This is a genomic window from Metabacillus niabensis (assembly GCF_902829255.1).
Taxonomy (GTDB): domain Bacteria; phylum Bacillota; class Bacilli; order Bacillales; family Bacillaceae; genus Metabacillus; species Metabacillus niabensis.
The window spans coordinates 23,584-49,947 of the sequence record NZ_CADEPK010000030.1 but is presented as its reverse complement, the minus strand read 5'-3'; the positions used below and the strand labels follow the sequence as shown (position 1 = coordinate 49,947).

Below are 26,364 nucleotides of genomic sequence, written 5' to 3'. Positions count from 1 at the left end.
ATGGAGGCATATATGGAGATTTCAAATAAAGAATTTAATGTTAAAGATCAACAATATGTGATAAGGTCTGCTGCTATGAACGATGCGAAACAATTGTCTGAGGTAAGAGTCCAGATTGATGGAGAAACAGAATATCTCGATCGGGAAAGCGGAGAAGGACTTATTGATGAAGAAGGCTTTAAGCAGCTGATCATAAAAGACAGCGAAGCAAGCAATCATCTCTTTTTTAGTTGCCGAAGTAAACGGAGAAATCGTTGGGTTTTCTCGATGTGAAGGAAGCAGTTTAAAAAGACTTTCACACAAGGTAGAATTCGGTGTATGTGTGTTAAAAAGCTATTGGGGCTTTAGTATTGGGAAAAATCTATTAAAGGAATCAATTCGTTGGGCAGATGCCAATCATATTAAAAAAATGAATTTAGCTGTTCTAGAAACGAATAAAAAGGCGATTAAGCTATATGAATCAGAAGGCTTTGAAGTAGAAGGAATATTAAAAAATGATAAGCTTCTCTCAGACGGAAACTACTATCACACTGTCTTAATGGGGAGATTTACTCTGTAGCATGATAGAGGCAGGTGGTTATTCCCTGCCTTAATTTGTTGATAAGAAATGATTATCGATCTTGTTAATAATAATCAAATTTATTTATAGTTATGATTCGTGTACGATTTATATAGAGTGTTAGCAAGAGGATTTATCAATGCTAAGGGGGAGTACCTATGATTATTGGTTTACACCACGTGCAAATAACAATTCCTAAAGGTGGAGAAAAAGAGGGGAAGAACTTCTATTGTCATCTGTTAGGACTACCCGAAATTGAAAAACCGAAGTCCTTAAAGGGCAGGGGAGGTTTTTGGCTGGCAAGTAGGAAAAGAGCAAGTACATGTTGGAACAGAGGAAAATGTCGATAGGCTCGCAACAAAAGCCCACATCGCTTATCAAGTAGATGATCTCTCACATTGGAGAAGAGTTTTAGCGGAAAATGGAGTGAGGTTGATAGAATCTGTACCAATACCTAATTATGAACGGCTTGAATTTAGGAATCCCTTTGGCAATCGAGTTGAGATGATCCAACAATTAACAACATGAAAATGGTAATTCCCTATAAAGGGAACGTGTAGAAAAAAACTGTATCGACTATGATCAGTTCACATAGAGATACAGTCTTTCTTATTATTGCTTTTCTTCTATTAATTCATTTTGTTCCTTGTTTAACATCGTCACAATAACATTTTCAATCCGATTTTCTGATACCTCAGTTACTTCAAATACTAGATTTTTATATGTAATGACTGGACGAGCCTCATTCGATGGAATATAGCCGATTTCACCAATAAGGAAGCCACTTAATGTATCGTAATCGTCAGTTGGAAAATCGATATGTAAAATGTCCTCAAGCTTGTAGAGGTGGGTAATTCCTGAAATTGAAAATTTATTAGTTGCCAGCTGCTTCACTTCTTCATCCTCAGGACCATCAGACTCACTAAAGATTTCGCCGACAATTTCTTCGATAACATCCTCAATTGTAATTAATCCTTCTGTTCCACCATACTCATCAACAACGATAGCGATATGAACATTGTTTTTTTGCATGACGGTAAATAATACGTCAATGCTTTGTGTTTCAAGGACAAAGTATGGCTTGCGAATTAAATTCTTTAAATCAAATTCGTTATCATTGTCCTGATCGATAAATTGGAATAAGTCTTTTACATGTAAGATCCCGACGATGTTATCAACATCACCTTCATAAACAGGGAATCTCGTATATTTTTCTAAATTAACTAATTTCACCGTTTCTTGCAAGGTTGCGTCAATTGAAAGAACCGACATGTCTGTTCGATGGGTGAAAATGTCTGAAACGATTTTATCATTAAACTCAAAGATGTTGTTGATCATAAGTTTTTCTGTGATTTGAATCGTTCCTTGCTCACCTCCAACATCAACCATCATGCGAATTTCCTCTTCTGTTGCTTCTTCATTTTTTGCATTCGGATCAACTCCGAATAAACGAACAACAGTATTTGTTGAAAAGGTCAAAAATTTAACTAATGGCAGACATATTTTAAATAACCAAGTAAGGGGTGTAACTGCAAAATTTGAGATTGTTTCAGACTTTTGTAAGGCCAGCTGCTTTGGAACAAGCTCACCGAAGACAAGTGTGAAATACGATAGAAGGATCGTAATCACAACAACTGAAGCTGTGCCAAGTACATTCATGGATAACGGAACTCCTAAATTATATAAAAGCTCTGCTAAAGGTCCAGCAAAGAAGTCAGCAGCAAACGCACTCGCTAAAAATCCTGCTAACGTAATCCCGATTTGGATTGTGCTTAAAAATTGGCTTGGTTGAGATATGAGCTTATATAGCATTTTAGCCTTTTTATCTCCATCTTCAGCCATCCGTTTTACTTTGTTATCATTTAGGCTAACCAATGCCATTTCTGATGCTGCAAAAAAAGCATTTACAATAATAAGTATGATAAGTGTCGTTAGTGCAAAAGCCAATGAGTGTACCCTCCATCAATTCCCTAATTCATTTTTTTATTTCAAGTGAGCTTTTCAAAGATGCCATTTTGGACGAATCATTTTTGATCACTACATTAATAATAGTTGATTCAATTCAATGTTTCAAATATTTGTCATTCTATGTAGGGGTAACTCTTTTCCGTGATATGGTGAGTGGATATAACCCCTTCTAAATATCGTTTGTCTAATTCATGTACATATACACCGATCGCATGCTTTGCGCCATTACCAAAAGCATCTTTACAAAATCAAAACAATAAATTTACAAAATTATACATGTTCTTTATATTCTCTTTAAATTCGACAAGTAACATAAGGCAATGAAGGACAAGTGAATAGCAATAGGTTGTGAATAAGAGAAACCACCAAAAGAATTAGGAGTATGACGAGATCGTTACCCCTGTGTTTTTTTGTGGTTTTTTATTTTTAGCTAGGGCTTTATTAACGCTTTGTGCCTCCGCTTTCGGAAGTTGGCAAGTGAATAACAGAGCATTAGCTTGCAAAGTGAATATGTAATAGGAGTGAGCATGGATGAATGTTTATCAGGAGTTTACGAGACGATTGAAGGAAGATCGGTTGATCGCATCTATAAAGGATCCGAAAAGCTTAGACATGTTTCTTGAAACAAACATACAATCTGCGATTTTACTAACAGGAAATATAAGTGTTATTAAACGATATGTTGAGCTTCTAAAAAAGAATAATCGATTTGTTTTTTTACATATAGAAAAAATTCCTGGTATTAGCTATGACCGGGAAGGGTTAAAGTTTATCGCGAAATTTGTTAATCCAACAGGAATCGTAACAACGAAAAGCTCGCTTATCCAACTAGCGAAAAGGGAAGGGCTTATTACGATTCAAAGGCTTTTTTTAGTTGATACAGAGGCGGTGGAAAATGGTCTACATTCAGTAGCTGAAATCCAGCCGCATGCTTTAGAAATCATGCCAGCACTTATTCCCGAAATGATAGCAAAGCTAAAGGATGAAACGAATCTACCTATTATTACTGGTGGGCTAATTCAAGAGCAGCGCCATATCGATGCTGCATTAAAGAGTGGAGCTGTGGCTGTATCGACAGGGAGGCCTTGGCTTTGGAAGGTGCAGCAGCCCACGCTTTCAATGAAAAGATAATAAAGCAGTCTTGAAAAGGATATTCAGTAAAAAGTCTTGTTATAAAGGAGGAGCTTTCATGAAACGCGTTGAGCTAAAAAATGTCTCCAAATCGTATGATGGGAAGACGAATGTAATGAAGGATATAAATGTAGCAATTGAACCAGGTGAGTTTTTTGTTCTAGTAGGTCCTTCTGGTTGTGGGAAGAGTACGATGCTGCGAATGATCGCAGGTCTTGAGGAGGTTTCGGCTGGTGAATTGTATATTGGAGAGCAATTTTCGAATAAATTGCCACCAAGTGCGCGAAATCTCTCAATGGTTTTTCAAAATTATGCACTTTATCCACATTTAAGTGTGCAACAAAATATTACCTTTGGGTTACATACGAAGAAAATCTCAAGGCAGGAGCAGCAGCAACGGTGCTTAGAAGCAGCTGAAATGTTAGGGTTGTCCGAGCTATTAAATCGAAAGCCAAGACAATTATCAGGTGGGCAGAGACAACGTGTTGCTTTGGCGAGAGCAATTGTTACACATGCCCCTATTTGTCTAATGGATGAGCCGTTGTCGAATTTGGATGCGAAGCTAAGAGCCAAAATGCGTTCGGAAATTCGGCAAATTCAGCGGAAATTAGGAATTACGATGATTTACGTAACACATGATCAAACGGAAGCGATGACAATGGCAGACAGAATGATGATTTTACATAATGGAGAAATTCAACAAATCGGTAAGCCGTTGGAGATTTACAATCACCCGGAAAATACTTTTGTTGCATCGTTTATAGGCTCACCACCAATGAATCTAATAGATGTCATCCTAAGTGAAGGAAAAGTCGTTCTTGACGATGAACGTTCAGTGCCAATAAACGGTGAAAATCTCAAATCCTATTCAAAGGGAAATGAGGTGACAATAGGAGTCCGCCCTGAGCATATTCAGCTCGCAAAGGATGGTCAATTAAGCTTTATGGCCGATGTTGTGAACGTCGAGGTACTTGGCACCGAAACGCTTTTAACCTTTGAAATTGGAAAAGGACAATGGATTGCAAAATGGAACGGTCAGTGGAATATTGATGTCGGTGAGCGGGTACCTTTGTACATTGAGGAAAAGGATCTCTTTCTATTTGAAAAGGAAAGTGGAAGGTGTATTTGGCATCAGCCGAAAACGGAACAGCGCAAGGCGGTTAAGGAGGCTGTCCTATGAGTAGTTTGCCAGACGTATCTGCACAAGACGTGAAGGTAACAGATCGACACTTTGCTAGGAAAAGAGAGTGGCCAAACTTTGTTGTAGGACTTCTATATTTACTGCCATCGATTATTTTGTTTAGTCTTTTTCTCTTCTACCCAATGCTTAGAACGCTTTACTTAAGCTTCTTTTTAACAGATGGACAAGGGGTGCCTGTTTCATTTGTGGGGCTTGAAAACTTTACGTACTTATTACAATCCCAAAGCTTTCAAAATAGTATTAAAGCGACATTGCTTTTTGTCCTTTTTACAGTTCCTGCAGGTATCATTTTAGCGCTGTTTTTAGCGTTAATTGCAAATGAAAAGGTAAGAGGAATCGGCATTTTTAGAACGCTGTTTTCTTCAACAATGGGAATGAGTGTAGCAGCTTCATCCGTTATTTGGATGTTTATGTACAATCCGACAATTGGAATATTAAACAAAATCATTGGCATATTCGGCATATCAGATATAGAGTGGCTGCTTGATCCGAAGTTTGCTTTACTAGCAGTCTCGATTTCTACAATTTGGATGAATACAGGTTTTGCCTTTCTCATTTTATTAGGAGGATTGCAAAACATCGATGATACCCTCTACGAGAATGCTAATATCGCTGGGGTGAGCTACATGTATAAATTACGAAAGATTACCCTTCCGATGCTATCACCAACGCTTTTCTTTATCATAACGGTATCATTGATTAATGCTTTCCAAACCTTCGGACAGATCGATATTTTGACAAAGGGAGGCCCAATTGAATCAACAAATGTTATTGTCTACTCGATTTATAAGGATGCCTTTGTTAATTACAATGTCGGCTCAGCAAGTGCTCAAGCAACCATCCTGTTCTTCTGTATTCTAGTCATTACGATTCTTCAATTTAAACTAGGAGAAAGGAAGGTTCATTACCAGTGAGCATTTTAAAGAAAGTCATCTTATATTGCTTATTAATTATTTCCGTTGTGTTTATGATGTTTCCGATTTTTTATGCGTTTATGATTAGCTTTATGCAAGGCGGTGAGGTGCTGAAGGGAAATTTAATTCCCGATTCCTTTACATTCGCAAACTACATGACAGCATTTGAGAAGGTACCGCTTATTCGCTATTTATGGAATAGCTTCTTCGTTTCAGCAATTGTGATGATTGGTCAATTAATTGTCTCAAGCTTAGCTGCTTTTGCGTTTGTCTTTATTCCCTTTAAAGGGAGAGAGTTCATTTTCTTTTTGTTTATTTCAACGATGATGATTCCATGGGAAGCGACGATGGTTCCCAACTTCTTGTTAGTTCAAAAGCTTGGCTGGATTAACGAGTATACAAGCTTAACAATACCATTTTTTGCACTAGCCTTTGGGACGTTTTTAATGCGGCAGCAATTTAAAACAATCCCAAAGGAGTTATTCGAAGCATCTCAGGTAGCGGGGATTAGTCGGTTTCGATTTTTCTGGAATATCGTGTTGCCTGTTTCGAAGACTAGTTTTATAACGTTAGGGATTTATAGCTTTTTAACAACTTGGAATATGTATTTATGGCCATTGCTTGTTACGAATAACGAGAGTGTTCGTACAGTGCAAATTGGCTTAAAGCAATTGCAATCTCAAGAAATTTCTACTGAATGGGGGGTGGTGATGGCAGCAGTCGTCGTTGTAATACTTCCGACACTCATCTTGTTGTTTCTAGGGCAAAAACGTCTTCAAAAAGGGTTAACTCAAGGTGCAATTAAATAATTTTATGCAAATCGAGGAGGATTTACCGTGAAGAAAAAATTGTTAATCGTCATTTCTGCGTTATTTTTATTACTTTTAGGTGCGTGCTCTACTAGTACAAATTCGAATTCTTCTGAGTCAGATGTAAAAGGTGATGGAGAGGAAACTGGCAGCACAGGGAAGCAGGAAGTAGTATTTTGGCATGCGATGAGTGGAGAGCTTGAGAAGCTTTTAAATGATATTGTTGCAGATTTTAATAAATCTCAAGATAATATTGAGGTTAAGCCTATTTTCCAAGGTACATATGAAGAGTCTTTAACAAAGTTTAACTCAGTTGCCGGAACTGATGATGCGCCAACAATTATGCAAGTGTTTGAGGTTGGAACAAAGTATATGATTGATAGCGGTAAAATTCAACCAGTGCAAAAATTTATTGATGAGGATAACTATGATACATCACAATGGGAAGAGAATATTTCAAATTATTATACAGTTGATGGTGAACAATATTCGATGCCTTTCAACTCATCAACACCAATTTTAATCTACAATAAGGATGCGTTTAAAGAGGCTGGATTAGATCCGGAAAAAGCTCCAATGACTTATAGTGAATTAAAAGAAGCGGCAAAAAAATTAACGAAAAAAGAAGGTGGAGAAACGACTAGATACGGCTTCTCTATCTTAAATTATGGCTGGTTCTTTGAAGAAATGCTTGCTGAGCAAGGCGGTCATTATGTAGATAATGAAAACGGCAGAAAAGGAAACGCGGAAAAAGCAACCTTTAATGACGAAAAGGGCTTAAAGGTTTTCAATTTAATTAGTGAAATGTATAAAGAAGGAACGTATTATAATGTAGGACAAAACTGGGATGATATGCGCGCTGCCTTTCAATCTGGAAAAATTGCGATGTATCTCGATTCATCTGCTGGGATTAAAGCAATGGTTGATAACTCAGACTTTGAAGTAGGAGCATCATATTTACCAATTCCTGATGACTCAGAGCGTGAAGGTGTCATTATCGGCGGTGCTTCAATCTGGATGTCTAGCGGTATTGATGAAGAGAAGCAAAAGGCTGCATGGGAATTTATGAAATATTTAACTACACCAGAGGTACAAGCTGAATGGCATGTGAAATCAGGGTATTTTGCAATTAACCCTGCTGCCTATGAGCAAGATATCGTTAAAGAAGAATGGGAAAAATATCCGCAATTAAAAGTAACTGTTGATCAGCTTGCTGAGACGAAGAAAAGTACAGCAACTCAAGGTGCATTAATTTCTGTATTCCCTGAATCTCGTCAAAAGGTTGTTACGGCAATGGAAAATCTCTATCAAGGAATGGATCCGAAAGAGGCATTAGATCAAGCAGCAGAAGAAACGAACCGAGCATTAGAAGTTGCGAATAAAAAGCAAGGAAATTAATAGTTAAAAACTAACCCTTGGAGGATTACACACCTTCAAGGGTTTTGTCTGTAAACGAGGCGGATTTCAGCTTAGAAAACCATGTGTTTTACTTAGAGTCGCTTGCTATTCGAATTTCCAAGTAAGACAATTAGTACACTAAAAATCGTTTTTTAATGAATTGTCATATTGTCTGTCTCAAAGATATTTAGGGTATTTACAAGTGCTACCATTTGCTGCGAACTGTGCTAATATAAATTAGAAAAGAAAGAGAGGAGTGGGAACGTTGCCAGATTGGTCTTATCATCCTATATTTAAGCCGATTCTTCAGAAGCTGCCAGCTTCGTTTAGCCGGGAATTTATTCATCGGGGGATGAGTATGATATCCTCTACAGCGATAGGTGAAGCGGTTATCGAGTTTCTTGGACATATGGCACCATCAAAAGATCTTGAAAAACGACTTTTCGGGATAACGTTTTCCTCTCCTGTTGGATTATGTGGTAAAATCGACCCTAATTTATCTGGGCTAAAAGCGTTTCAAAATCTTGGTTTTGGCTTTATTGAAATCGGACCAGTTTCAATCCGCGGTACAGATAAGAAGGAAGAACTTTATGTTTATCAGGAACAGGTTAAAGGAAATACGAACATATCAATTAAGCTATCGGCAGTTTTGAAGAAGCTGAACTCACTTAAAAAGAAGAAGGTTCCGCTTTTTATTAGGATAGAAGGAACTTTTCAAGAAATAACTCAAATTTGCGAAATACTTCAGCCATATAGTGATGCTTTTATTATAAACGACAACGCTTTTGCTTCAGCTAATCAATTTAATCAATTACGAGACAGTGTAAGTAAACCGTTAATAGTTGCATGTACGGCAGAATGTATAGCGAATGCTGAAGAGTTGAAACAATATAATCCAAATGGGATTCTTCTTGAGGAAACCAGTTCACATCATTCGCTAATCGATGCGCTTGTTGCATTAAGGAAATCCTTTAGTGACGACCTTCCTATTATTACGACAGGTGGAATTAAAGAGCCTTTAGATGCTACTAGATTACTAGAAAACGGAGCCTCACTTATCATGTTAGACTTTGAATATATATTTGCTGGACCAGGCCTTCCGAAACGAATCAATGAGGTATATAGCAATCGATTTCAAACGGAGCATGTATTTGTTTGCGGATGGATTTGGTATTGGTTGTTCGGTTTAGCTATCACTATTGCTGGATTCATAGCATTGTTTTTTAGTATGACATCAATTATCCTTCCATATGATGAATCGTTTTTAGGGATGATGAGAAATGATATTTTCAGTTTTAATCCTGGCATTTTATCCTTTATGGCACATGACAGGATGACGCTTTCGGGAACGATGATATCTGGTGGAATTATTTATATGCAGCTTGCAAAATATGGTATTCAAAATGGCCTTCATTGGGCAAGAAAGGCAGTAAATATAGGAGGTATTATTGGGTTTCTAGGAATTCTTTTATTTATTGGGTATGGTTACTTTGATTGGCTTCATGGATTGTTTTGGTTAATTTTATTACCGTTCTTTATTTTAGGATATAAGAAATCAAAAAATGCAATGGCAGCACCATCAAGTACAAACCTTTTTAATAGTCGCTATTGGAGGATGAGTTTATTCGGACAGCTAGCGTTTGTCATATTAGGTTTTTCTCTAGCTCTTGGCGGAGTTGTCATTTCAGTTATTGGAGCATCAAATGTCTTCGTACCAACGGATCTATCTTATTTATGTCTTACTCCAGAAGCGATCAATGAATTTAACGAAAAATTAATTCCTGTCATTGCACATGATCGCGCTGGATTTGGAAGTGCCTTGCTAAGTGTAGGTTTGCTCGTATTGATGCTTGCCTTGTGGGGGATTCGTGAAGGAGAAGGGTGGGTTTGGTGGACATTTACTATCGGAGCGATCCCTGCATTTCTTTCTGGAATTATTACGCATTTTATTATTAACTATACCGTTTTTATTCATTTATTGCCTGCATACATTGCAGTTGCTTTATACTTAATTGGAGTTATTTTCACTGCGCCGTTTTTATTAAAGAGAACTAGATAAAAGAGGCTGCCTCAAAGTCTGGAAACAGACATTTTTGAGGCAGTCTCTTTTTTTGATTTGCTGTTTTCGCATTGCTTCAGTGAAATTTTAAGAATGGAAATGAAGAAGATGTACATAGTAAGGATGAAAACCATTTAAGGAGTGAGGCGTATGTCAAATCAAGGAATGCAAAATAAGGAGCAGACGTATAAGCAAATTGAAAAACAGCAAGGGAAAAATGATATTGAGCTAGGAAATGACTTTCAAATAGGAAATAGTGAACATCAAAGTCAAAAGAAAAGCGGAAAGCAAGCAAACAAAAAATAAACGAAAAAAGAGCTGCTCACCTCATAGATTCGGGGGAGCAGCTCTTTGTGTTATTGATTAAACAAATTGCTTACCTCTTTTGGTACTCGATCGTTAGCAATCGTGACAAACCAATGTGTACCATTTGTTAAAGTGAATTTAATATAGTACTTATTTTGTGACGGATAATCTACAGAATCAATTGACTTTTCAAGTAGCTCAGTTAAGACTGCCTTGTCAGTAATCGTATGGACTGTTTCTCCCATTGGATAAATTTCTTCAATGTCATAGATTTCAAGCTCATCTAAGTTTTCGTCTACCATTGTTACTTGGGCTTGTTTAATATGGTTTATGTTAATATGTGCATCTGATAAGTATCCATGTTTATCAAGCCAGCTGGAGAGATGATTAAATGATTTGAGCCAATCGATCGGGTAACCAGATAATGGAGAGTTTTCAAAGATTTGTGTTCCGTTTAAGGTAATATAGCCCCATGCTGGTGATGGTGATAGGAAATCATCAACTGTCATATTAAGCAATTCTTCCTCTAGTATTTGTTTGAGTTCTTTTATTTCTTTTTTATCATTAATGACAATTTGTTTTGCAATCGGATCATTTGATTCGAATTCTATACTTCGAGTTTCATTCTGCAATTGTAAAAATTCAGGAAGACTTTTCTTGTATTCTTTAGAGTCCATTATTGGCTTTAGCTCATCTTCTAGAAACTGTAACGGGAGGTTGTATTCCCGAGAAAGAATCTTCCCATTTTCTAAGCGATAGGCGATTATCATGTCTTGTGAATTTAAAGAACTGTCATTGCGTTTTGATAGAATAAACTCTTTATCTTCAATAATCGATTGATGGAGATTTCTTACAGCTTCAATATACTCCTTTGATTTTGAAAAGATATCATAGTCTTTATAATCAAGAAAATCGTTTAATAGATAGCTATTTCCAAAATAAACTTCACTTACCTCGTCTAGACTAGGAATTTTCTTTTCAAAATTTAGTAAATCCGTTTTTATTACACCTAAAATAATAATGACGATAATACTAAAGCCGATTAACCCAGTAAAGGCTCGGATATGAAAGATTCTCCAAGATTTTTGCAGAATCATTTCAGCGATGATATAGCCTAAGAACGCACCGCTAATATATCCAAAGATAAGCCAACCCCATACTCCGTTCGTCGTACTATAAAAATAAGTACCTCCTAATAGCATGCTGCACAGAGTCATTCCATATTTGAAAATAGGTCTTAACAATGGAAAGACAATAACATCTGTTGCTCTTTCTAAATGACGAGCCTTATAAAGCATGAGACCGATGAAGATAAGGATTATTGTAATTAAGGAATAGATCAAAATTTCCTTAGCAGTAAAGGGCATATCATAACTGTTAATATTGAGATATCTAATGAATAAAGATAAATATTCAATTTTCTTCTCAATAAAAGCTGAAGAAAAGCCGTATAGTAAAAAGGAAAAATTATAAATGATCAACGTTACTAAACCAACTGGGAGGAACAAAAATATATACGTAAGAATCGCTTGCGCACTACTCATCCCAGTCATCATACCTATTGTGATCGTGATGCTAAATAATAAGCAGGTCATAAGTAAATAAATCCCTGTCCATGAAAGAAGCTCAGAGCCTGTTAAGATTGAATTAAACTCCTTAACAGATTTTGTTACAAAAAAGGTTGTAATCGAAGTTATGATTACAGGAAGAATCAATAATAACAATCCACTTATAAGGTGGTTAAAAAAGATGGCTTCTCTTCGTATTGGCAGGCTATGGATCATATCAACGGATGCTTCATTTTGAATATATCGAAACAAAAGTAGCCCTGCTGCAACCGGAATTATAAATAAAAAGATGATTTGTAAATCTGTATTGATAAAAAAGTAATTTTGATAATCCTTAAATATGACATATTCCTGTGACGATAATTGCAGGATTTCTAAGGGTACAGCGAAAAGAAGGCATAATAAATAGGCAATGCCAATCCATCCATTTTGTCTAAAGTCTTGTTTAATTATGCTCATATTAAAGAAGGATTTCTTCGATTTCATAGCCGACATCCTCCATTTCATAGATAAAGATTTCTTCTAATGTTAGCGGTAATAAATCAAAAAGAATGACCTCAGTCGATTGAATAACCTTTTTAATTTTGTCTTCATTGCCTTTGACGATTAAAAGTAACACACTGCCGCGTTTTTCTTGATGGAGAATATGTAATTGGTTTAACAAATGCTCTTCATGTGTTGGGTCTGATAAGGCAATTTGAATTTTATGGGTATCTGATTTTAAATCATCAATTTCCTTTTCAACGATAATTTTCCCTTCATGCATAATTCCGACATGATCACATAAATCTTCAATTTCCCGAAGGTTATGGGAGGAAATGAGGACTGTCATCTCACGTTCTGCTACATCCTGAAATAAAAGGTTTTTAATTTTTTTCCTCATGACCGGATCAAGGCCATCAATTGGCTCATCTAATATGAGATAATCTGGCATAGCGGAAAGTGCTAACCAAAAAGCAACCTGGCGCTTCATCCCTTTTGATAAGCGATTGACCTTGCGAGTGACATCAATCGCAAAGGCTTGCTTCAATTGTTCAAAGCGTTGCTCATTCCAATTTGGATAAAATTCTTTATATTGTGCAGCCATTTGCTTGACCGTTGTTTGCGGAAAGAAGTAAAGAACATCTGGGATGAAAATCGTCCGTTTCTTTACAGCGATATTTTCATAAGCGATTTGATTTTCAATTTTTATCGTCCCGGAATCTTGGCGGTTAATCCCAGCAATTATTTTTAGTAAAGAAGTTTTCCCAGCCCCATTTGAACCGAGTAATCCATAGATAGAGCCCTTTTTCACTGTTAATGAAAGGTCGTTAACAGCATGGTGTTGTTGATAACTTTTACTAACGGAATGAACTTCGATCATATGTTTATCCCCTTTTGTTTTAAATGTTAAATGATGGATTTACCATTTTTTTGATTTTTGCTCCTCGGGTAAAGAACACCTTTATTTCATTTGCGTCTTATGCTTGTCGGGGCTGAACGAGGCACTTCCGCTTTTCTTATTCGGGTGTGCCTTTTCATAGATTTCATATAGGTCTTCTTTTGTTAGTCCAAGGTAAATGGCTTCTGCAATTAGTTTTTGGATATCTATTTTTAGCTCTGTTAATTTTTGTTCATTTGATACAATGTTAATTTTTGAAACAAAATTGCCTTTTCCTTTAATCGAATAAATATAGCCTTGTTGTTCTAGCTCGCGATAAGCGCGTTGAATTGTATTAGGGTTAACGGTTAATTGACTTGAGAGCACTCGAACTGATGGTAATTGTTCATCAGGCTTTAAAATTTGATTAATAATTAATTCTTTAATTTTGTCTACTAATTGTTCATATATGGGTTTTCTGCTCCTCACATCTAATTGAAACATGAGTAACCCCCTTTGTATTAACTGTATTAATATTATTAGTACAGTTAAATTGTATATGGGGAAAATGGAAAAATCAACAAGATTCTAACTGTTTTTATACAATTATTTTGGGGAAATGCTTTAAAACATGCCTTTGGTTGTATTTATAAAAACTGTAATAGATGACTTGATATATTTGTAAATCGCTTATCGTAGCATTTGATCCCTATTTTGCTTTACAATAGGAACATACTGTAATGAAGGATTGGATAAAAAATGAGCATATTACAAGTTGAAAATTTATATAAAACATATGGGGACAAGGTTTTGTTCGATCATATTTCGTTTACGATTGAAGAAAAGCAACGAATTGGCCTAATCGGGGTTAACGGAACAGGGAAATCGACTTTGTTGAAGGTAATCGCTCGGATTGAATCAGCGGATGAGGGGGAAATTACCCATGCAAATTCGATGAGAGTTGAGTATTTACCACAGGACCCGGAATTAACGGAAGGACTAACAGTTCTTGAGCAAATTTATTATGGTGATGCCGAAATCATGAAGGTAATGCGAGAGTATGAGCTTGCCTTATCAGAGCTAGAGTTAGATCCAGAAAATGAAGCAAAGCTAAAGTATTTGATGCAAATGCAGCAAAAGATGGATGAGCAAGATGCGTGGGAAGCGAACACGGTAGCAAAAACGGTGTTAACAAAGCTAGGGATTACTGATTTTTCTAAGCAAGTAACGCATTTATCAGGTGGGCAAAAAAAACGGGTTGCAATTGCAAAGGCGCTTATTCAACCAGCTGATTTATTAATTTTAGATGAGCCAACAAACCATTTAGATAATGAAACGATTGAGTGGCTTGAAGGGTTTCTTGCTGGGTATAGAGGTTCAATCCTTTTGATTACACATGATCGTTATTTCTTAAATCGTGTAACAAATCAAATATTTGAGCTTGATCAAGGAAAGCTTTACACATATTCGGGGAACTATGAGGTTTTCTTAGAGAAAAAGGCAGAGCGCGAAACGAATGCGGAGCAAGCTGAAACAAAGAGACAAAATCTATTAAGACGAGAGCTTGCGTGGATTAGACGTGGAGCAAAGGCGCGTTCGACAAAACAGAAGGCGCGAATTGACCGATTTGAAGAGCTTAAGGAACAGAAGGGACCTGCAGCTAAAAAGGATTTAGATTTTGCAATTGGCTCAACGCGCCTAGGGAAAAAGGTTATTGAGCTTGAGCATATTTCAAAATCGTATGATGGAAAGACATTAATTTCAGACTTTAGCTATTTAGTAACACCTGGTGAACGTTTAGGGATCATTGGACCGAATGGCAGCGGAAAATCAACGCTATTAAATATTATTGCGGGGAGAATTCCTGCTGATCAAGGAACGATTGAAGTCGGTGAAACAGTCAAAATTGGCTTTTATACGCAAGAGCATGAGGAGATGGATGAGAATCTTCGCGTTGTGGAATATATTAAGGAAACAGCTGAAATTGTTCATACGCTTGACGGGCAGATTATAACAGCTGAGCAAATGCTAGAACGATTCCTATTCCCACGCTCAGCTCAATGGACATATATTCGTAAATTGTCTGGAGGAGAAAGAAGACGTCTTTATTTGTTAAAGGTGTTAATGGAGGAACCGAATGTACTTTTCCTTGATGAACCGACAAATGATCTTGATACACAAACATTAAGTGTGTTAGAGGATTATCTTGATCAATTTCCAGGTGTTGTATTAACTGTTTCCCATGATAGATATTTCTTGGATCGCGTTGTCGAACATTTAATCGTGTTTGAACAAAACGGACAAATTCGCCGTTTCCAAGGCAGCTACACGGATTATATGGAGGATGCAAGGCTTAAGGAAATGATGCAGGAAAAGGAAACTCCTAAAGAAAAGCCTTCTCATAAAAAGGAGAAGAAGAAACGGTTAAGCTACAAGGAGCAGCAGGAATGGGAGCAAATTGAAGATGTGATTGCAGGACTTGAGCAGAGGAAGGAACAACTTGAACAGGAAATTGCTGATGCCGGAAGTGATTTCGGAAAGGTACAAGAGCTGTATAAGGAGCAAGAAGAGGTTGACAAAAAGTTAGAAGAGACGATGGAACGTTGGGAAGAGCTATCATTACTCGTTGAAGAAATCGAACAAGGATAAAAAACATATAGAAGGGGCTGCCTAAAAAAATGAGGCGAGCCCCTTTTTGTTTGTTGGAAGAGACACTTTCAGACAGTCCCACACTTTATTTGTTCTATAAGAAAAAATTGATAATTGTTATAATGAGCCCTGCGATTAACGCTGATATTGGAAGGGTAATGACCCATGTTGTCACAATTCTTATTGCGACCCCCCAATTTACACCACGGAAACGCTTAGCTGAACCAACACCTAAGATTGAAGAGGATGACACATGTGTCGTCGATACAGGTAAGCCAAGCATCGTCGCACCTTGTAAGACTGCGAATGATGATAAATCAGCTGCAAATCCATTTATTGGCTGCACCTTGAAGATTTTCTTTGCAACTGTTTTGATAATCCGCATCCCACCAATCATTGTTCCAAGCCCGATAGTCGCAGCACACGTAACCTGAACCCAAAATGGTACATCTAATGTCGATTGGAACCCACCGGCAACTAAAGCAAAAACAATAATCCCCATCGTTTTTTGCCCGTCATTTCCGCCATGAGAATAGGCAGCTAAACCTGAAGCAACAATTTGAAAGCCGCGTAAGCCACGTGTTGCGCGATGAGGGTTTAAATTTTTTAATAAAAGGGCTAATATTTTCATCAGAACAAAACCAACGCCAAAGGCTAAAAATGGCGAAATAATGAGCGCTTGAATAATATCGGTAAATCCTTGCCAATTAATTGAGTTAAGCCCAGAGCCGAAAATAACAGCTCCAGCGACAGAACCAATTAATGTATGAGAGGATGAAGATGGAATCCCATAATACCATGTGAAAAGATTCCAAAAAATTGCTGCAATTAACGCTGCGATCACAATGTATAAGCCGTTTTCAATTTGAAAGGGATCAGCGATTTTTCCCCCGATTGATTTGGCAACTGCTTGTGATACTAAAGCACCGATGAAATTTAAGACCCCAGCATAAATAACCGCAAATCGAGGGGATAATGCTCTTGTTGATACAGACATCGCAATCGCGTTTGCTGTATCATGAAACCCATTAATGAACTCAAAGATTAATGCAAGTATAAGGATGATAACAATAATTGTCATTTGAACCTCCACTAACAGTTAGATTGTGTCGTAGTATGTGGGAGCGCTATGCGTTTTTCATAATAATTGATTCAAACGTATTAGCGACTGTTTGGCAAAAGTCTGCTATTTCCTCTAAATCCTCATAAATTTCTTTATATTGAATGATTTTGATTGGATCCTTTTCTACCTCAAATAAATGTTTAATGGAACTGCGTAGCAATTCGTCACATTTTGATTCTAACTCTCTAACCTTAATCGCATGTTCTCTTATAGCAAGCAATTTTTTTGCAGAAAGGAGCTCGATCGCCTTATCAATTTCATCTACACATTTCTTAATTGCTTCGACAAACTTATTCATATATTCATCAACTTCCAAGACAGAATACATTTCAAATAATGAAGCTGTATGTTCGATACCGTCTAAAATATCATCTAAATTCATTGTTAACGTCAGAATATCTTCTCGTTCAATAGATGTAATAAAAGCGTTATGTAGATCCTTTGTCACCTCATGTACTAACGTATCTCCCTTTGATTCAAATTCCTTCATTTTTTCAGAAAAGATTTTAAGGTCATTCGCATTCTTCAATTTATAGTCGGCAAAGTAATTTGCACTTTCCTTTAAATTGGCTGATATCCCTGTTAAGTGAGTAAAGAATTTATCTTTCTTTCTTGCCATTTTAGTCCCTCCACTTTCCTTATTTCTTGTAGTTTAACTTTAATATTACCTATTAGAATAATCCGATTCATTTTCATTAAAGGAAAATATCGAATAGAGGAGAATTAATTAAGTGAAAGATTTCCATATTAGGGAAGGGGATAGAATCATGACTGTTGAAATTAGAGAATTACCGAAATATGAGATTGCCTATATTAGAAGAGTTGGAAGTTATTTTGAGCCACAGGATCATTGGGGGAAATTATTAGACTGGGCGATACGTAATGATTTAGTTCCACCTAACCAGCATTTTATCGGGATCTCCTTAGATGACCCGAATATTATTGAAGGGCATCAATGTCGGCATGATGCATGTGTCACAATCCCTGAAGGATTTGCAAAGGAAAGCCATAATGAGGTCGAATTCAGACAGCTAGATGGTGGACTTTATGTGATGTATCCCTTCTATGATCAGGTCGAAAAATTAGTGTTTGCTTATCAATATGTATTTGAAGTTTGGCTGCCTACTAATAGTGAGTATGAGGCTGATTATTCGAGAAACAACCTTGAATTCAATCAAAATAACCCTGCCGACGATCCCGAAGGCAAGGGGAAAGTGGATTTATTTATTCCGATAAAAGAAGTTGTATAAAAGGTGAACAACATCCCTCCTATTTTATGCATACTCATTTTTTCGTTCATGAGATGTGGATAAAAAATATATGTATGGAAACGATAAAAGGGAAATTTGAATCGAGAATCCATTAGGAGGGTATGAATTGTATTTTTATAGAGAAGATTTAATCAATATGATTGTTCCTGACAAGCCTGATCCAGAAGCTGCAAAGGTCCTTCAAGAAACATTAGGTGGAAGATTTGGAGAAATGAGAACGATGATGCAATTCTTCTTCCAGAGCGCAAACTTTCGCGGGAATCAAAAGCAATATCGTGATTTAATTAGAGGTGTTTTCTTAGAGGAAATCAGCCATGTTGAATTGGTGCAAACGACGATTAACCAGCTTTTAAATGGAGCAGGAGAAGATGCGGTTGGTGCAGAGGGAAGCACTAGAGCACCGCTTGAGGATGCAATCAAGCATGCGAATCCACATCATTTTATTATGGGAGCACAAAGCTCGCTTCCGGTAGATGCTGCAGGGAACCCATGGAGCGGAAACTATGTTTATAGCCATGGAAACTTAATTAGTGATTTATTAGATAACCTTGTTTTAGAATCGACTGGTGTATTACAAAAATCAAGAATTTATGAAATGAGTTCAAATAAAACGTTTAGAGAAACATTAGCATTTTTAATTGTTCGTGACAATGCACATCAAAATGCATTTGCGAAAGCGTTGGAAACATTAGGGGTAGATTGGGCTAAAATTTTCCCTGTTCCGAACTATGATATTAACAAGTATCCTGAATGTCGAAAATATGTAGAAATGGGCTTCCATAACGCGCAATTTAACTTTAGATTAGATGATACTCTCATCGGACAAATTTTCCAAGGAGAATCTCCAAGTAGGAATGATGGAACATTACAAGTTGTTCCGCCACCAAAAGGTTATCCAGTACCGGTAATGCCAGAAATGCCTAATGAACATAGTCCTGGTTTAAACGATTTAAATACTTAATTCTCTAAAATAATGGAGTGGCTGACCAAATCGTATTTGATTTGGTCTTTATGTTGTCAAAAAGAAGGTCATGTACATAGTGAAATGATGGTAAATCTTAACTAAACGAAATTTGTTCATTGACATGAAACCAAATGGTGTTATATGATATGTAATATAACACCATTTGGTTATATTTTAAGAATGAAAGGAACAACAGACATATGAATTCAAATGAACAATTACAGGATATTACACAAACCATTATATTAAATGCATCCATTCAAAAAGTATGGGAAAAGGTATCGACAGCAGAAGGAATTGCTGCTTGGTTTATGCCAAATGATTTTGAGGCAAAGGAAGGGCATGAATTCCATATTCAATCACCGTTTGGCCCATCACCTTGTAAAGTGTTAGAAATTGATGAACCAAATCGACTTTCTTTTGCATGGGATACAGACGGTTGGATCGTTACATTTATTTTGAAAGATTTAGGAGATAAAACGGAATTTACCCTTATCCACGGTGGCTGGAAGGAAGCAGATAGTAAAATTTCGAAAGCAAATGAAAAAAGCTCTGTTATACGTGATCGTATGAGCAAAGGCTGGGTTGGCATTGTAAATGAAAATCTGAAAAAGGCAGTTGAAGGATAAATGTCTCAAGCAGCAGAAAAACATGACGTTTTTCAAGCGATCGCTGACCCGACAAGGCGTAAAATTCTCCAATTACTATCGGAACAGGAATTACCTATTTCGAAAATATCGTCTCACTTTCCAATGAGTCGAACAGCTATTGTCAAGCATCTAACGATTTTATCGGAGGCGGAGCTTGTTCGCGGGGAAAGAAAAGGGAGAGAAAAGATCTATCAATTACATCCTGAACCGTTAACAGAAGTAAAGCAGTGGCTCTCCTATTACGAACAGTTTTGGACGAATAAACTATCAATTCTTAAGTATATGTTTGAACATGATGAGGAGCAGAATGAGTAGATAGAACAAAAGGTAGATTTCTTAAGGTGATAAAAGAAGATGAAATTAGAATAGAACGTGGTTGGAATTTAGTACGATCATCTTTAAAGAATACAAAACGAGGCTGGGACATAACGAATATATTTCTTTGAAAACCGAACATTGCTTATTTCAAAAAACTATAAAGAAAAGACTCTTTACGAAGAGGTCGGTTTTTTGTGCAAACTTTATTAAGGTTGATTGGAGCGTGAGTGCGAGACTCCTGCGGGATGCGTGGGAGAGGTGAGACCTAAGCAGGTTTACACCGAGGAGGCTCACCACCCACCCCGCGGAAAGCGAGTACTGCACGAGGAAATCAACCAGAACGACTACTAGTAAAAAGCAACAATGTATACAAGTATTGCTACTTACAAAAAGGACACGAAGTTTAAAGCAGAATTCCAAATTATAGTTCGGATTTTTTTATGTTGAAAATCTTTTGTCCCAACCTCGTTTTTTTGCCTTGAAACCAGTTAACTAGCTTTCACATAGTTATTCAGCTTTTGCTCAGCCATTTGAAACATTACATAATATAAATAGCCGCTAATAAGAGCTAGAATTCCTATCATAACAAAAGTCGGCAAATAGCCAAACCATAACGACATCGGGATTGCAACTGGTGCGATTGTTCGACCGATCGTGTTTCTCAAACTAGCTGCTGCAAAATATTGTCCTCTCATATGCTCAGGAGAGATTTTTGAAACGAAGGTTTGTTGAATCCCTGCTGTCATAAGCTCGGCAAATGTAAACAAGCCCATCGCGAGGATCATAACCCATACGGATGTTGAAAGACCAAATGTAGCGATCGCAATCCCATAGATGATTGATGATACAACGAAGACATTTTTCTCCTTATATGTATTCATCCACTTCGTCACGATAATTGTAAATAAGGCAACTAAAAGACCGTTTTCTGAAAGAACTACACCAAATAGCTGCTCCCCAGACAATGTTAGCGACCAATCACCGAAATGGAACATATTTTGTTTTTGAACCATTTCAGTTATATAAACTGGTAAAAGCATATCCAATTGCATAAAGGTAAGAGCCACTAATACACCTGCAATGATATACAATAAAAATGCCCGATCGTTAAAAATAATCTTGTAATCCTTGATTTGTTGAATAATCATGCCATACCATTTTCCAGATGAATTTTCCTGCTCTGTTTGATACACTGGAGCTGTCTCTCTTGTGTTTCTTTTTAATAAATAGGAAAGCAGTAAACAAATGATTCCGGATATACAGAGAACCTCAAATGGATAACGAACATAGAAAATCGCTCCTAAAATAGGTCCGATAACAACAGCTATATTAATAGATGTATAGAATATAGCAAACACGCCACTTCGATGTTTTTCATCGACTACATCTGTAACCATTGCTTGGGATGCTGGCCAATAAAATGCTCCGAAAACACCTGCTAAAGAAAAGAAGACGAATCCTAATAATGGCATATCTAGCCATGGTGAATTCGTAGAAGCAAATAAAATAAAGGAAAGTCCTTGGCCAAATGAGGAAAGAACCATCATTGTTTTGCGACCATATTTGTCAGCGAAATGCCCTCCCATTAAATTTGCAAGAACAGAAAATAATTGGGAAATAATCAATAGTAATCCAGCAAGCTCTTTACCAAATGCATTGGCAAAATAAATCGTTAGAAACGGAAAGAACATCCAATAGGTAATGTTCATTAGCGCTTCACCAAATAAACGAATTTTAAGGTTTAAATCCCAATCTCGTATTCTCATCGCAGCACCTTCAATCAAGTATATAATGTCCCATCATACTCTTTCGAAAATCGAAATACAATAGGATAACTTAGAGAATTGATTTTTGAATATAATAAATTGTCATGAGGGAGTGACTATATATGGATATTTTTTCAATTATAGCCGAAGACAAAATTAAACGGGCAATCGCGGAAGGGGAATTTGATGATTTGCCAGGAAAGGGTAAGCCTTTGAAACTGGAGGATTTATCACATATCCCAGAGGATTTACGGATCGCTTATAAAGTTATGAAAAATGCAAACATGCTTGAGGATGTCGATAAAATCAAAGAAGAGCTATTGTCTTTAGATGATTTACTCGCAACATGTGATAACCTAGAAGAAAGGGTGAAGCTTAAAAAGAAAAAGCATGAGAAGGAGCTACGCTTAGAGCAATTGTTGAATAAGAGAAAGATACTTGATGCACCTGCCTCTGCTTTTTATAAGGAAAAAATCAACGAAAAGCTTACGAAATAAATCGTTGAGGGTGACTCAAAACGGTCTTACTCCTCCAACAAACACTGATATAAACTAGTCTCATCATTAGTTTATATAGTGTGTTTGAGGGGTCTTGATCTTTAGTTTTGAGCCACCCTCTTTTTCAATCCTACTATGAAAAAATTTTTCACAACGAAGGGGAGTTCGTAATACGATATAAAAAAGCCTAGGAGGGGTGAGAGAGTGATTCCACAATGGCTGCTTTATTCGATTATGACTTGTATTAGTGCTTGCGTGGTTTTTGCCTTTATTGCAAGCTGGCTTCTCCTTTCACCAAGAAGGGTATCATATGAGAAAACATTCAAAATTGGCATTCAAAGAGGTGAAATTGACGAACGTACTTTCAACTCGATAAAAAAGGAAGAACTATTTATTCCATCCTATTACGGATATAAATTACATGGAATGTTTTTTCCTGTAGAGAATGGAAAAAAGGTTGTCATTATTGCGCATGGTATCACATGGTCATTATTTGGGAGCTTTAAATATGTAAAAATGTTTCAAAAACGAGGATTTCATGTTCTATTATGTGATCATAGATACCATGGGTTAAGTGGGGGGAAGTATACATCATACGGTTTCTATGAAAAGGATGATTTAAAGGCATGGATTGACTATCTGGAAAAACGGTTTGGAGGCAATACCTTTATCGGCTTGCTTGGGGAATCGTTAGGGGCTGCATCTGCTTTGGAACTAAGCAAACGGGATCGGCGAGTGAAATTTTGTATTGCTGATTGTTCCTTTAGCGACTTTCAATCCCTTTTAAGAATAAGATTAAAAATGGATTTCAAGCTAGGAATCTATCCATTAATCGATTTTGTCAATTTCATTGTGAAGCTAAAGCATGGCTGGAGCTTTCCAGATATTTCTCCGATTAAAGGCTTAGAGAAAACGAAGACGCCGATACTATTTATACACGGGAAAGAGGATACGTTTATCCCGTTGGATATGACATTAGAGATGTTTAGAAGAAAGGCTGGAACGAAAAAGCTATATCTCGTTCCAAAGGCTGGTCACGCAGAGGCGTTTAATACTGATCCAGCTGGATATGAAAAGAAGGTTATTGAGTTTATTCAGATGATTGATCAATTCGTTAGCAGTGAAAAAATGAAGTCTTATTGAAAGTATTGCCTAAGTAGGAAAGGAGCACAGACTACTTAGGCTCTAGTTTTGCAATCATGTCCCAAGATGTGCCATCGATACCGATTTTTATAAAGCCAAATTTCTCATATAAGGATAGGGCTGAATTTTCTGGAGCAACACTCAATGAAATGGCCGGAAATTGTTTTTCTTTTGCAAGTGCGATGATTTCCTTCATAAGCTTTGTTCCAATGCCAATGCCACGGTATTCTGGTAGCAGGGCCATGCTTAAAATTGGCGTTTGTTCATCAACATATCCATAGGTTCTAGTTAATTCATTAAACAATCGAATCCAAACAGCACCTATTTTTTGATTTTGTTCATTTAGAGCTATAAGACCGTAATCTCCGTCTCTGCCCCAATTTTCAACATAGTTTGCCAGCTTAGAGGTTTTCAATAATGATTTATCGAATTTATCTTCACCGTCAGGAACATAAATAGCCTCATATAACATTTCCCAAAGAAATGCCTCATCCTCTTTAGTAGCTTGTCTAATGATTACTTCCATCTAATTCATCTCATTTCTTTTATATGTTATTCCATTATGTATTCAGTAAAAAGTGGGAAAATCCTTTTTTGGTGCAGAACGTTATATGGAAAAAAGTGCGAGTCTCTGCAATACCTAAGACGCTAGGAACTTAAAAAAGGGGGGATGCTTTCCCCCATAAGTAGTCTGTTTCAATGTTTCTCATAATCATCGTCATTTGGTATCGGGTCAATTCGTGAGGTATCTTCTGTTTTTAAGGCAATTTTTAGGAGCATAAGGACGAGTAGAATGGAAATGAACAGCAATCCAATTAAACAGAGGATAAACAGCCACATTTTTATCATAGAAAAAACCTCCTTCTTATCAAAAACATATGATGATAAGAGGGAGGTCAGAATCGAACAATTAGCCTTTTCGTAAATTTCCTAATTCTTCAGCAATTGCTTGCATTTCATTTGGGCTAAATGTTTTCTTTTTCATAACAAGCTCGTAAATTTCTTTAAGCTCTTCGTACATTTCTTCATTAAAATGGGACGGTTTAATTGCCCCAAAATTTAGTACACGTAATTTTTCTTTAATTTGCTCTATCATATATTCAACATTTTCAACAGACTTTTCAGTTAAATTCATTTTTCCCTTCCTTTCTCAGTTCAGGTCATATTATAGATATTGTAACATGATTTTGAAATAAACATTCAAAAACCTCGACAAGTTATGAGCTTGCTTGATTTTTTTCCTGCGCTTTTTCCGCTTTGGCAACATCTAAAAATCTCTTTGTTTCGGCAACAACGACACCGGATAAACCGAGGAGACCAATGAGGTTAGGGATGGCCATTAGTCCATTCATCACATCGGCAATTCCCCATACGATATCAAGTGTTGTAACTGAACCGATAAATACTGCGATAACAAAGGCATATCGATAATATTTAATCGCAGATTCATTGAAAAGATAGGAAATGCATTTTTCTCCGTAGTATGACCAGCCAAGAATTGTTGAATATGCAAAGAGCAGCATACCGATCGCTACAACATAGGAGCCGATTGGACCAAGGAAATGTTCAAACGTCATTGATGTTAGGGCATTTCCTTCTGCACCACTTGAATAAAGATCGCCCATAACAACAGTGATACCTGTAATCGAGCAAATGATAATTGTATCAATAAAAACCTGAGTCATTGAAACGAGTGCTTGACGGCCAGGATAATCTGATTTAGCTGCAGCAGCTGCAATCGGTGCAGAGCCAAGACCTGCTTCATTCGAGAAGACTCCTCTAGCTACTCCCCAACGAATGACAGCTCCAAGTGCCCCTCCGGCAACAGCTTCACCAGTAAAGGCGTCTGTAAAGATTAATGAGATTGCCTCTGGAACAAGGCTTGCATTCATAATAAGAACAATTAAGCCAGCAATGAGGTAAAATAAGGCCATAATCGGAACGAAATAAGCTGTAACTCTTCCTATTGATTTAATGCCACCTAAAATGACGAGGGCTGTAAATATAGTAATCACAATGCCTGTGACATATGTCGGCACTGAAAAGGTTGACTTAAGCACACCTGAAACAGAATTCGATTGAACCATGTTCCCGATTCCAAAGGCAGCAATTGCCCCGAAAATAGCAAATAAAACGCCTAACCATTTTTGCTTCAAACCACGCTCTAAATAATACATCGGACCGCCGGACATTTCTCCGTTTTTATCTTTTACACGGTATTTTACGGCAAGGATCGCCTCCGAATATTTAGTCGCCATTCCAACGAGAGCAGTTATCCACATCCAGAAAACAGCCCCTGGTCCTCCTAAAATGACCGCGGTCGCTACCCCAACAATATTTCCAGTACCAACAGTAGCGGCTAACGCCGTCATAAGCGCTTGAAAGTGTGAAATATCTCCTTCAGATTTTGAATCCTGCTTTTTTGTGAAGGCTAGCTTTAACGAATAAGGCAGCATGCGAAATTGAAGAAATCCTAAACGAAGCGTCAAATATAACCCTGTACCGACAATTAAAATGAGTAACGGTGGTCCCCAGACAAAACTACTGACATCGCCAATGAATTTTTCGAAACTTTCCATAACATCCCCCTTATATTTGTTTGTGACTTAGGAAAGGGCTTATTCATGTAAGGATGTAAAGTGATAATTGGAGATTGTACCTAAAAGTCACTTAAGAAAGAATATTCTAAACTAGTATCGTACATGTCTTT

Annotated in this window: 25 protein-coding genes and 2 pseudogenes; 16 read left to right on the top strand and 11 right to left on the bottom strand. The window is 37.0% G+C overall.

The window, feature by feature from the left end; genetic code table 11:
- Nucleotides 1–12: 12 nt before the first annotated feature.
- Nucleotides 13–559 (top strand): annotated as a pseudogene (locus HU235_RS05435) (GNAT family N-acetyltransferase).
- A gap of 158 nt (nucleotides 560–717) precedes the next feature.
- A pseudogene (locus tag HU235_RS05430) lies at nucleotides 718–1,087 on the top strand (VOC family protein).
- 84 nt (nucleotides 1,088–1,171) lie between these two features.
- On the opposite strand, the gene HU235_RS05425 reads toward HU235_RS05430, so the two are convergent.
- Entirely contained in the window at nucleotides 1,172–2,506 is a 1,335-nt protein-coding gene (locus HU235_RS05425; RefSeq protein WP_095300549.1) for a hemolysin family protein, read from the bottom strand.
- A gap of 552 nt (nucleotides 2,507–3,058) precedes the next feature.
- On the opposite strand from HU235_RS05425, the gene HU235_RS05420 reads away from it, so the two are divergent.
- The 7 genes from HU235_RS05420 to HU235_RS05390 all read left to right on the top strand — a co-directional run bounded on the left by HU235_RS05420 (nucleotide 3,059) and on the right by HU235_RS05390 (nucleotide 10,345).
- Complete coding sequence (locus tag HU235_RS05420) at nucleotides 3,059–3,658, top strand: glycerol-3-phosphate responsive antiterminator (protein WP_095300551.1); 600 nt, start codon at nucleotides 3,059–3,061, stop codon at nucleotides 3,656–3,658.
- Between the two features lie 58 nt (nucleotides 3,659–3,716).
- A complete protein-coding gene (locus HU235_RS05415) occupies nucleotides 3,717–4,838 on the top strand; it encodes an ABC transporter ATP-binding protein (protein ID WP_174879543.1) in 1,122 nt (373 codons plus the stop codon).
- A complete protein-coding gene (locus HU235_RS05410) occupies nucleotides 4,835–5,773 on the top strand; it encodes a carbohydrate ABC transporter permease (protein ID WP_145581049.1) in 939 nt (312 codons plus the stop codon). The genes HU235_RS05415 and HU235_RS05410 overlap by 4 nt, the downstream gene beginning before the upstream one ends.
- A 53-nt stretch (nucleotides 5,774–5,826) precedes the next feature.
- Nucleotides 5,827–6,582: a carbohydrate ABC transporter permease gene (locus HU235_RS05405; protein WP_370877266.1), complete on the top strand. Its 756-nt coding sequence runs from the start codon at nucleotides 5,827–5,829 to the stop codon at nucleotides 6,580–6,582.
- A 27-nt stretch (nucleotides 6,583–6,609) separates the two neighbouring features.
- Nucleotides 6,610–7,980, top strand: a complete 1,371-nt coding sequence (locus HU235_RS05400; RefSeq protein ID WP_174879542.1) for an ABC transporter substrate-binding protein — start codon at nucleotides 6,610–6,612, stop codon at nucleotides 7,978–7,980.
- 265 nt (nucleotides 7,981–8,245) lie between these two features.
- The gene (locus HU235_RS05395) at nucleotides 8,246–10,039 is read left to right on the top strand and encodes a dihydroorotate dehydrogenase (protein WP_174879541.1); all 1,794 of its coding nucleotides are present in this window, start codon (nucleotides 8,246–8,248) and stop codon (nucleotides 10,037–10,039) included.
- Nucleotides 10,040–10,189: 150 nt separating this feature from the next.
- On the top strand, nucleotides 10,190–10,345 hold the full coding sequence (locus HU235_RS05390) for a hypothetical protein (protein ID WP_170944351.1): 156 nt from the start codon (nucleotides 10,190–10,192) through the stop codon (nucleotides 10,343–10,345).
- A 50-nt stretch (nucleotides 10,346–10,395) separates the two neighbouring features.
- Here HU235_RS05390 and HU235_RS05385 read toward each other — a convergent pair whose 3' ends face one another.
- The 3 genes from HU235_RS05385 to HU235_RS05375 form a co-directional block, all read right to left on the bottom strand.
- Nucleotides 10,396–12,399, bottom strand: a complete 2,004-nt coding sequence (locus tag HU235_RS05385) for a DUF6449 domain-containing protein (protein ID WP_174879540.1) — start codon at nucleotides 12,397–12,399, stop codon at nucleotides 10,396–10,398.
- Nucleotides 12,374–13,276: an ABC transporter ATP-binding protein gene (locus tag HU235_RS05380; protein ID WP_174879539.1), complete on the bottom strand. Its 903-nt coding sequence runs from the start codon at nucleotides 13,274–13,276 to the stop codon at nucleotides 12,374–12,376. The genes HU235_RS05385 and HU235_RS05380 overlap by 26 nt, the downstream gene beginning before the upstream one ends.
- 81 nt (nucleotides 13,277–13,357) lie before the next feature.
- The gene (locus HU235_RS05375; protein ID WP_095300561.1) at nucleotides 13,358–13,777 is read right to left on the bottom strand and encodes a GntR family transcriptional regulator; all 420 of its coding nucleotides are present in this window, start codon (nucleotides 13,775–13,777) and stop codon (nucleotides 13,358–13,360) included.
- A 255-nt stretch (nucleotides 13,778–14,032) separates the two neighbouring features.
- Between HU235_RS05375 and HU235_RS05370 the strand changes: the two genes are divergently transcribed.
- Entirely contained in the window at nucleotides 14,033–15,922 is a 1,890-nt protein-coding gene (locus HU235_RS05370) for an ABC-F family ATP-binding cassette domain-containing protein (protein ID WP_174879538.1), read from the top strand.
- Between the two features lie 94 nt (nucleotides 15,923–16,016).
- Here the strand turns inward: HU235_RS05370 and HU235_RS05365 are convergent, their stop codons facing one another.
- Both HU235_RS05365 and HU235_RS05360 read right to left on the bottom strand, forming a co-directional pair.
- Nucleotides 16,017–17,003 (bottom strand): inorganic phosphate transporter, encoded by a 987-nt coding sequence (locus HU235_RS05365; RefSeq protein WP_095300563.1) that lies wholly within the window; start codon nucleotides 17,001–17,003, stop codon nucleotides 16,017–16,019.
- Between the two features lie 46 nt (nucleotides 17,004–17,049).
- A complete protein-coding gene (locus HU235_RS05360; protein ID WP_095300564.1) occupies nucleotides 17,050–17,664 on the bottom strand; it encodes a DUF47 domain-containing protein in 615 nt (204 codons plus the stop codon).
- A 148-nt stretch (nucleotides 17,665–17,812) separates the two neighbouring features.
- Here HU235_RS05360 and HU235_RS05355 point away from each other — a divergent pair, with 148 nt between their 5' ends.
- From HU235_RS05355 to HU235_RS05340, 4 genes are all read left to right on the top strand, one after another.
- Nucleotides 17,813–18,295, top strand: a complete 483-nt coding sequence (locus HU235_RS05355) for an AraC family transcriptional regulator (protein WP_095300565.1) — start codon at nucleotides 17,813–17,815, stop codon at nucleotides 18,293–18,295.
- A gap of 127 nt (nucleotides 18,296–18,422) precedes the next feature.
- Nucleotides 18,423–19,277 (top strand): manganese catalase family protein, encoded by an 855-nt coding sequence (locus tag HU235_RS05350; protein ID WP_095300566.1) that lies wholly within the window; start codon nucleotides 18,423–18,425, stop codon nucleotides 19,275–19,277.
- A gap of 203 nt (nucleotides 19,278–19,480) precedes the next feature.
- Nucleotides 19,481–19,909: an SRPBCC family protein gene (locus HU235_RS05345; RefSeq protein ID WP_174879537.1), complete on the top strand. Its 429-nt coding sequence runs from the start codon at nucleotides 19,481–19,483 to the stop codon at nucleotides 19,907–19,909.
- Nucleotides 19,910–20,245, top strand: a complete 336-nt coding sequence (locus tag HU235_RS05340) for an ArsR/SmtB family transcription factor (RefSeq protein ID WP_145583883.1) — start codon at nucleotides 19,910–19,912, stop codon at nucleotides 20,243–20,245.
- Nucleotides 20,246–20,736: 491 nt separating this feature from the next.
- Here the strand turns inward: HU235_RS05340 and HU235_RS05335 are convergent, their stop codons facing one another.
- Nucleotides 20,737–22,014: an MDR family MFS transporter gene (locus HU235_RS05335; protein WP_174879536.1), complete on the bottom strand. Its 1,278-nt coding sequence runs from the start codon at nucleotides 22,012–22,014 to the stop codon at nucleotides 20,737–20,739.
- A gap of 122 nt (nucleotides 22,015–22,136) precedes the next feature.
- Here HU235_RS05335 and HU235_RS05330 point away from each other — a divergent pair, with 122 nt between their 5' ends.
- Both HU235_RS05330 and HU235_RS05325 read left to right on the top strand, forming a co-directional pair.
- Complete coding sequence (locus tag HU235_RS05330; protein ID WP_174879535.1) at nucleotides 22,137–22,511, top strand: DnaJ family domain-containing protein; 375 nt, start codon at nucleotides 22,137–22,139, stop codon at nucleotides 22,509–22,511.
- A 204-nt stretch (nucleotides 22,512–22,715) separates the two neighbouring features.
- The gene (locus tag HU235_RS05325; protein ID WP_233452139.1) at nucleotides 22,716–23,654 is read left to right on the top strand and encodes an alpha/beta hydrolase; all 939 of its coding nucleotides are present in this window, start codon (nucleotides 22,716–22,718) and stop codon (nucleotides 23,652–23,654) included.
- A gap of 31 nt (nucleotides 23,655–23,685) precedes the next feature.
- On the opposite strand, the gene HU235_RS05320 is transcribed toward HU235_RS05325, so the two are convergent.
- The 4 genes from HU235_RS05320 to HU235_RS05305 form a co-directional block, all read right to left on the bottom strand.
- Nucleotides 23,686–24,180 carry a GNAT family N-acetyltransferase gene (locus tag HU235_RS05320; RefSeq protein ID WP_095300571.1) on the bottom strand — a complete coding sequence of 165 codons (495 nt, stop codon included), beginning with the start codon at nucleotides 24,178–24,180 and terminating at the stop codon, nucleotides 23,686–23,688.
- A 170-nt stretch (nucleotides 24,181–24,350) separates the two neighbouring features.
- Nucleotides 24,351–24,503, bottom strand: a complete 153-nt coding sequence (locus HU235_RS05315; protein WP_174879534.1) for a hypothetical protein — start codon at nucleotides 24,501–24,503, stop codon at nucleotides 24,351–24,353.
- A gap of 61 nt (nucleotides 24,504–24,564) precedes the next feature.
- Complete coding sequence (locus HU235_RS05310; RefSeq protein ID WP_095300572.1) at nucleotides 24,565–24,789, bottom strand: DUF1128 domain-containing protein; 225 nt, start codon at nucleotides 24,787–24,789, stop codon at nucleotides 24,565–24,567.
- Between the two features lie 82 nt (nucleotides 24,790–24,871).
- Nucleotides 24,872–26,233, bottom strand: a complete 1,362-nt coding sequence (locus HU235_RS05305) for an alanine/glycine:cation symporter family protein (protein ID WP_174879533.1) — start codon at nucleotides 26,231–26,233, stop codon at nucleotides 24,872–24,874.
- Between the last annotated feature and the right edge of the window lie 131 nt (nucleotides 26,234–26,364).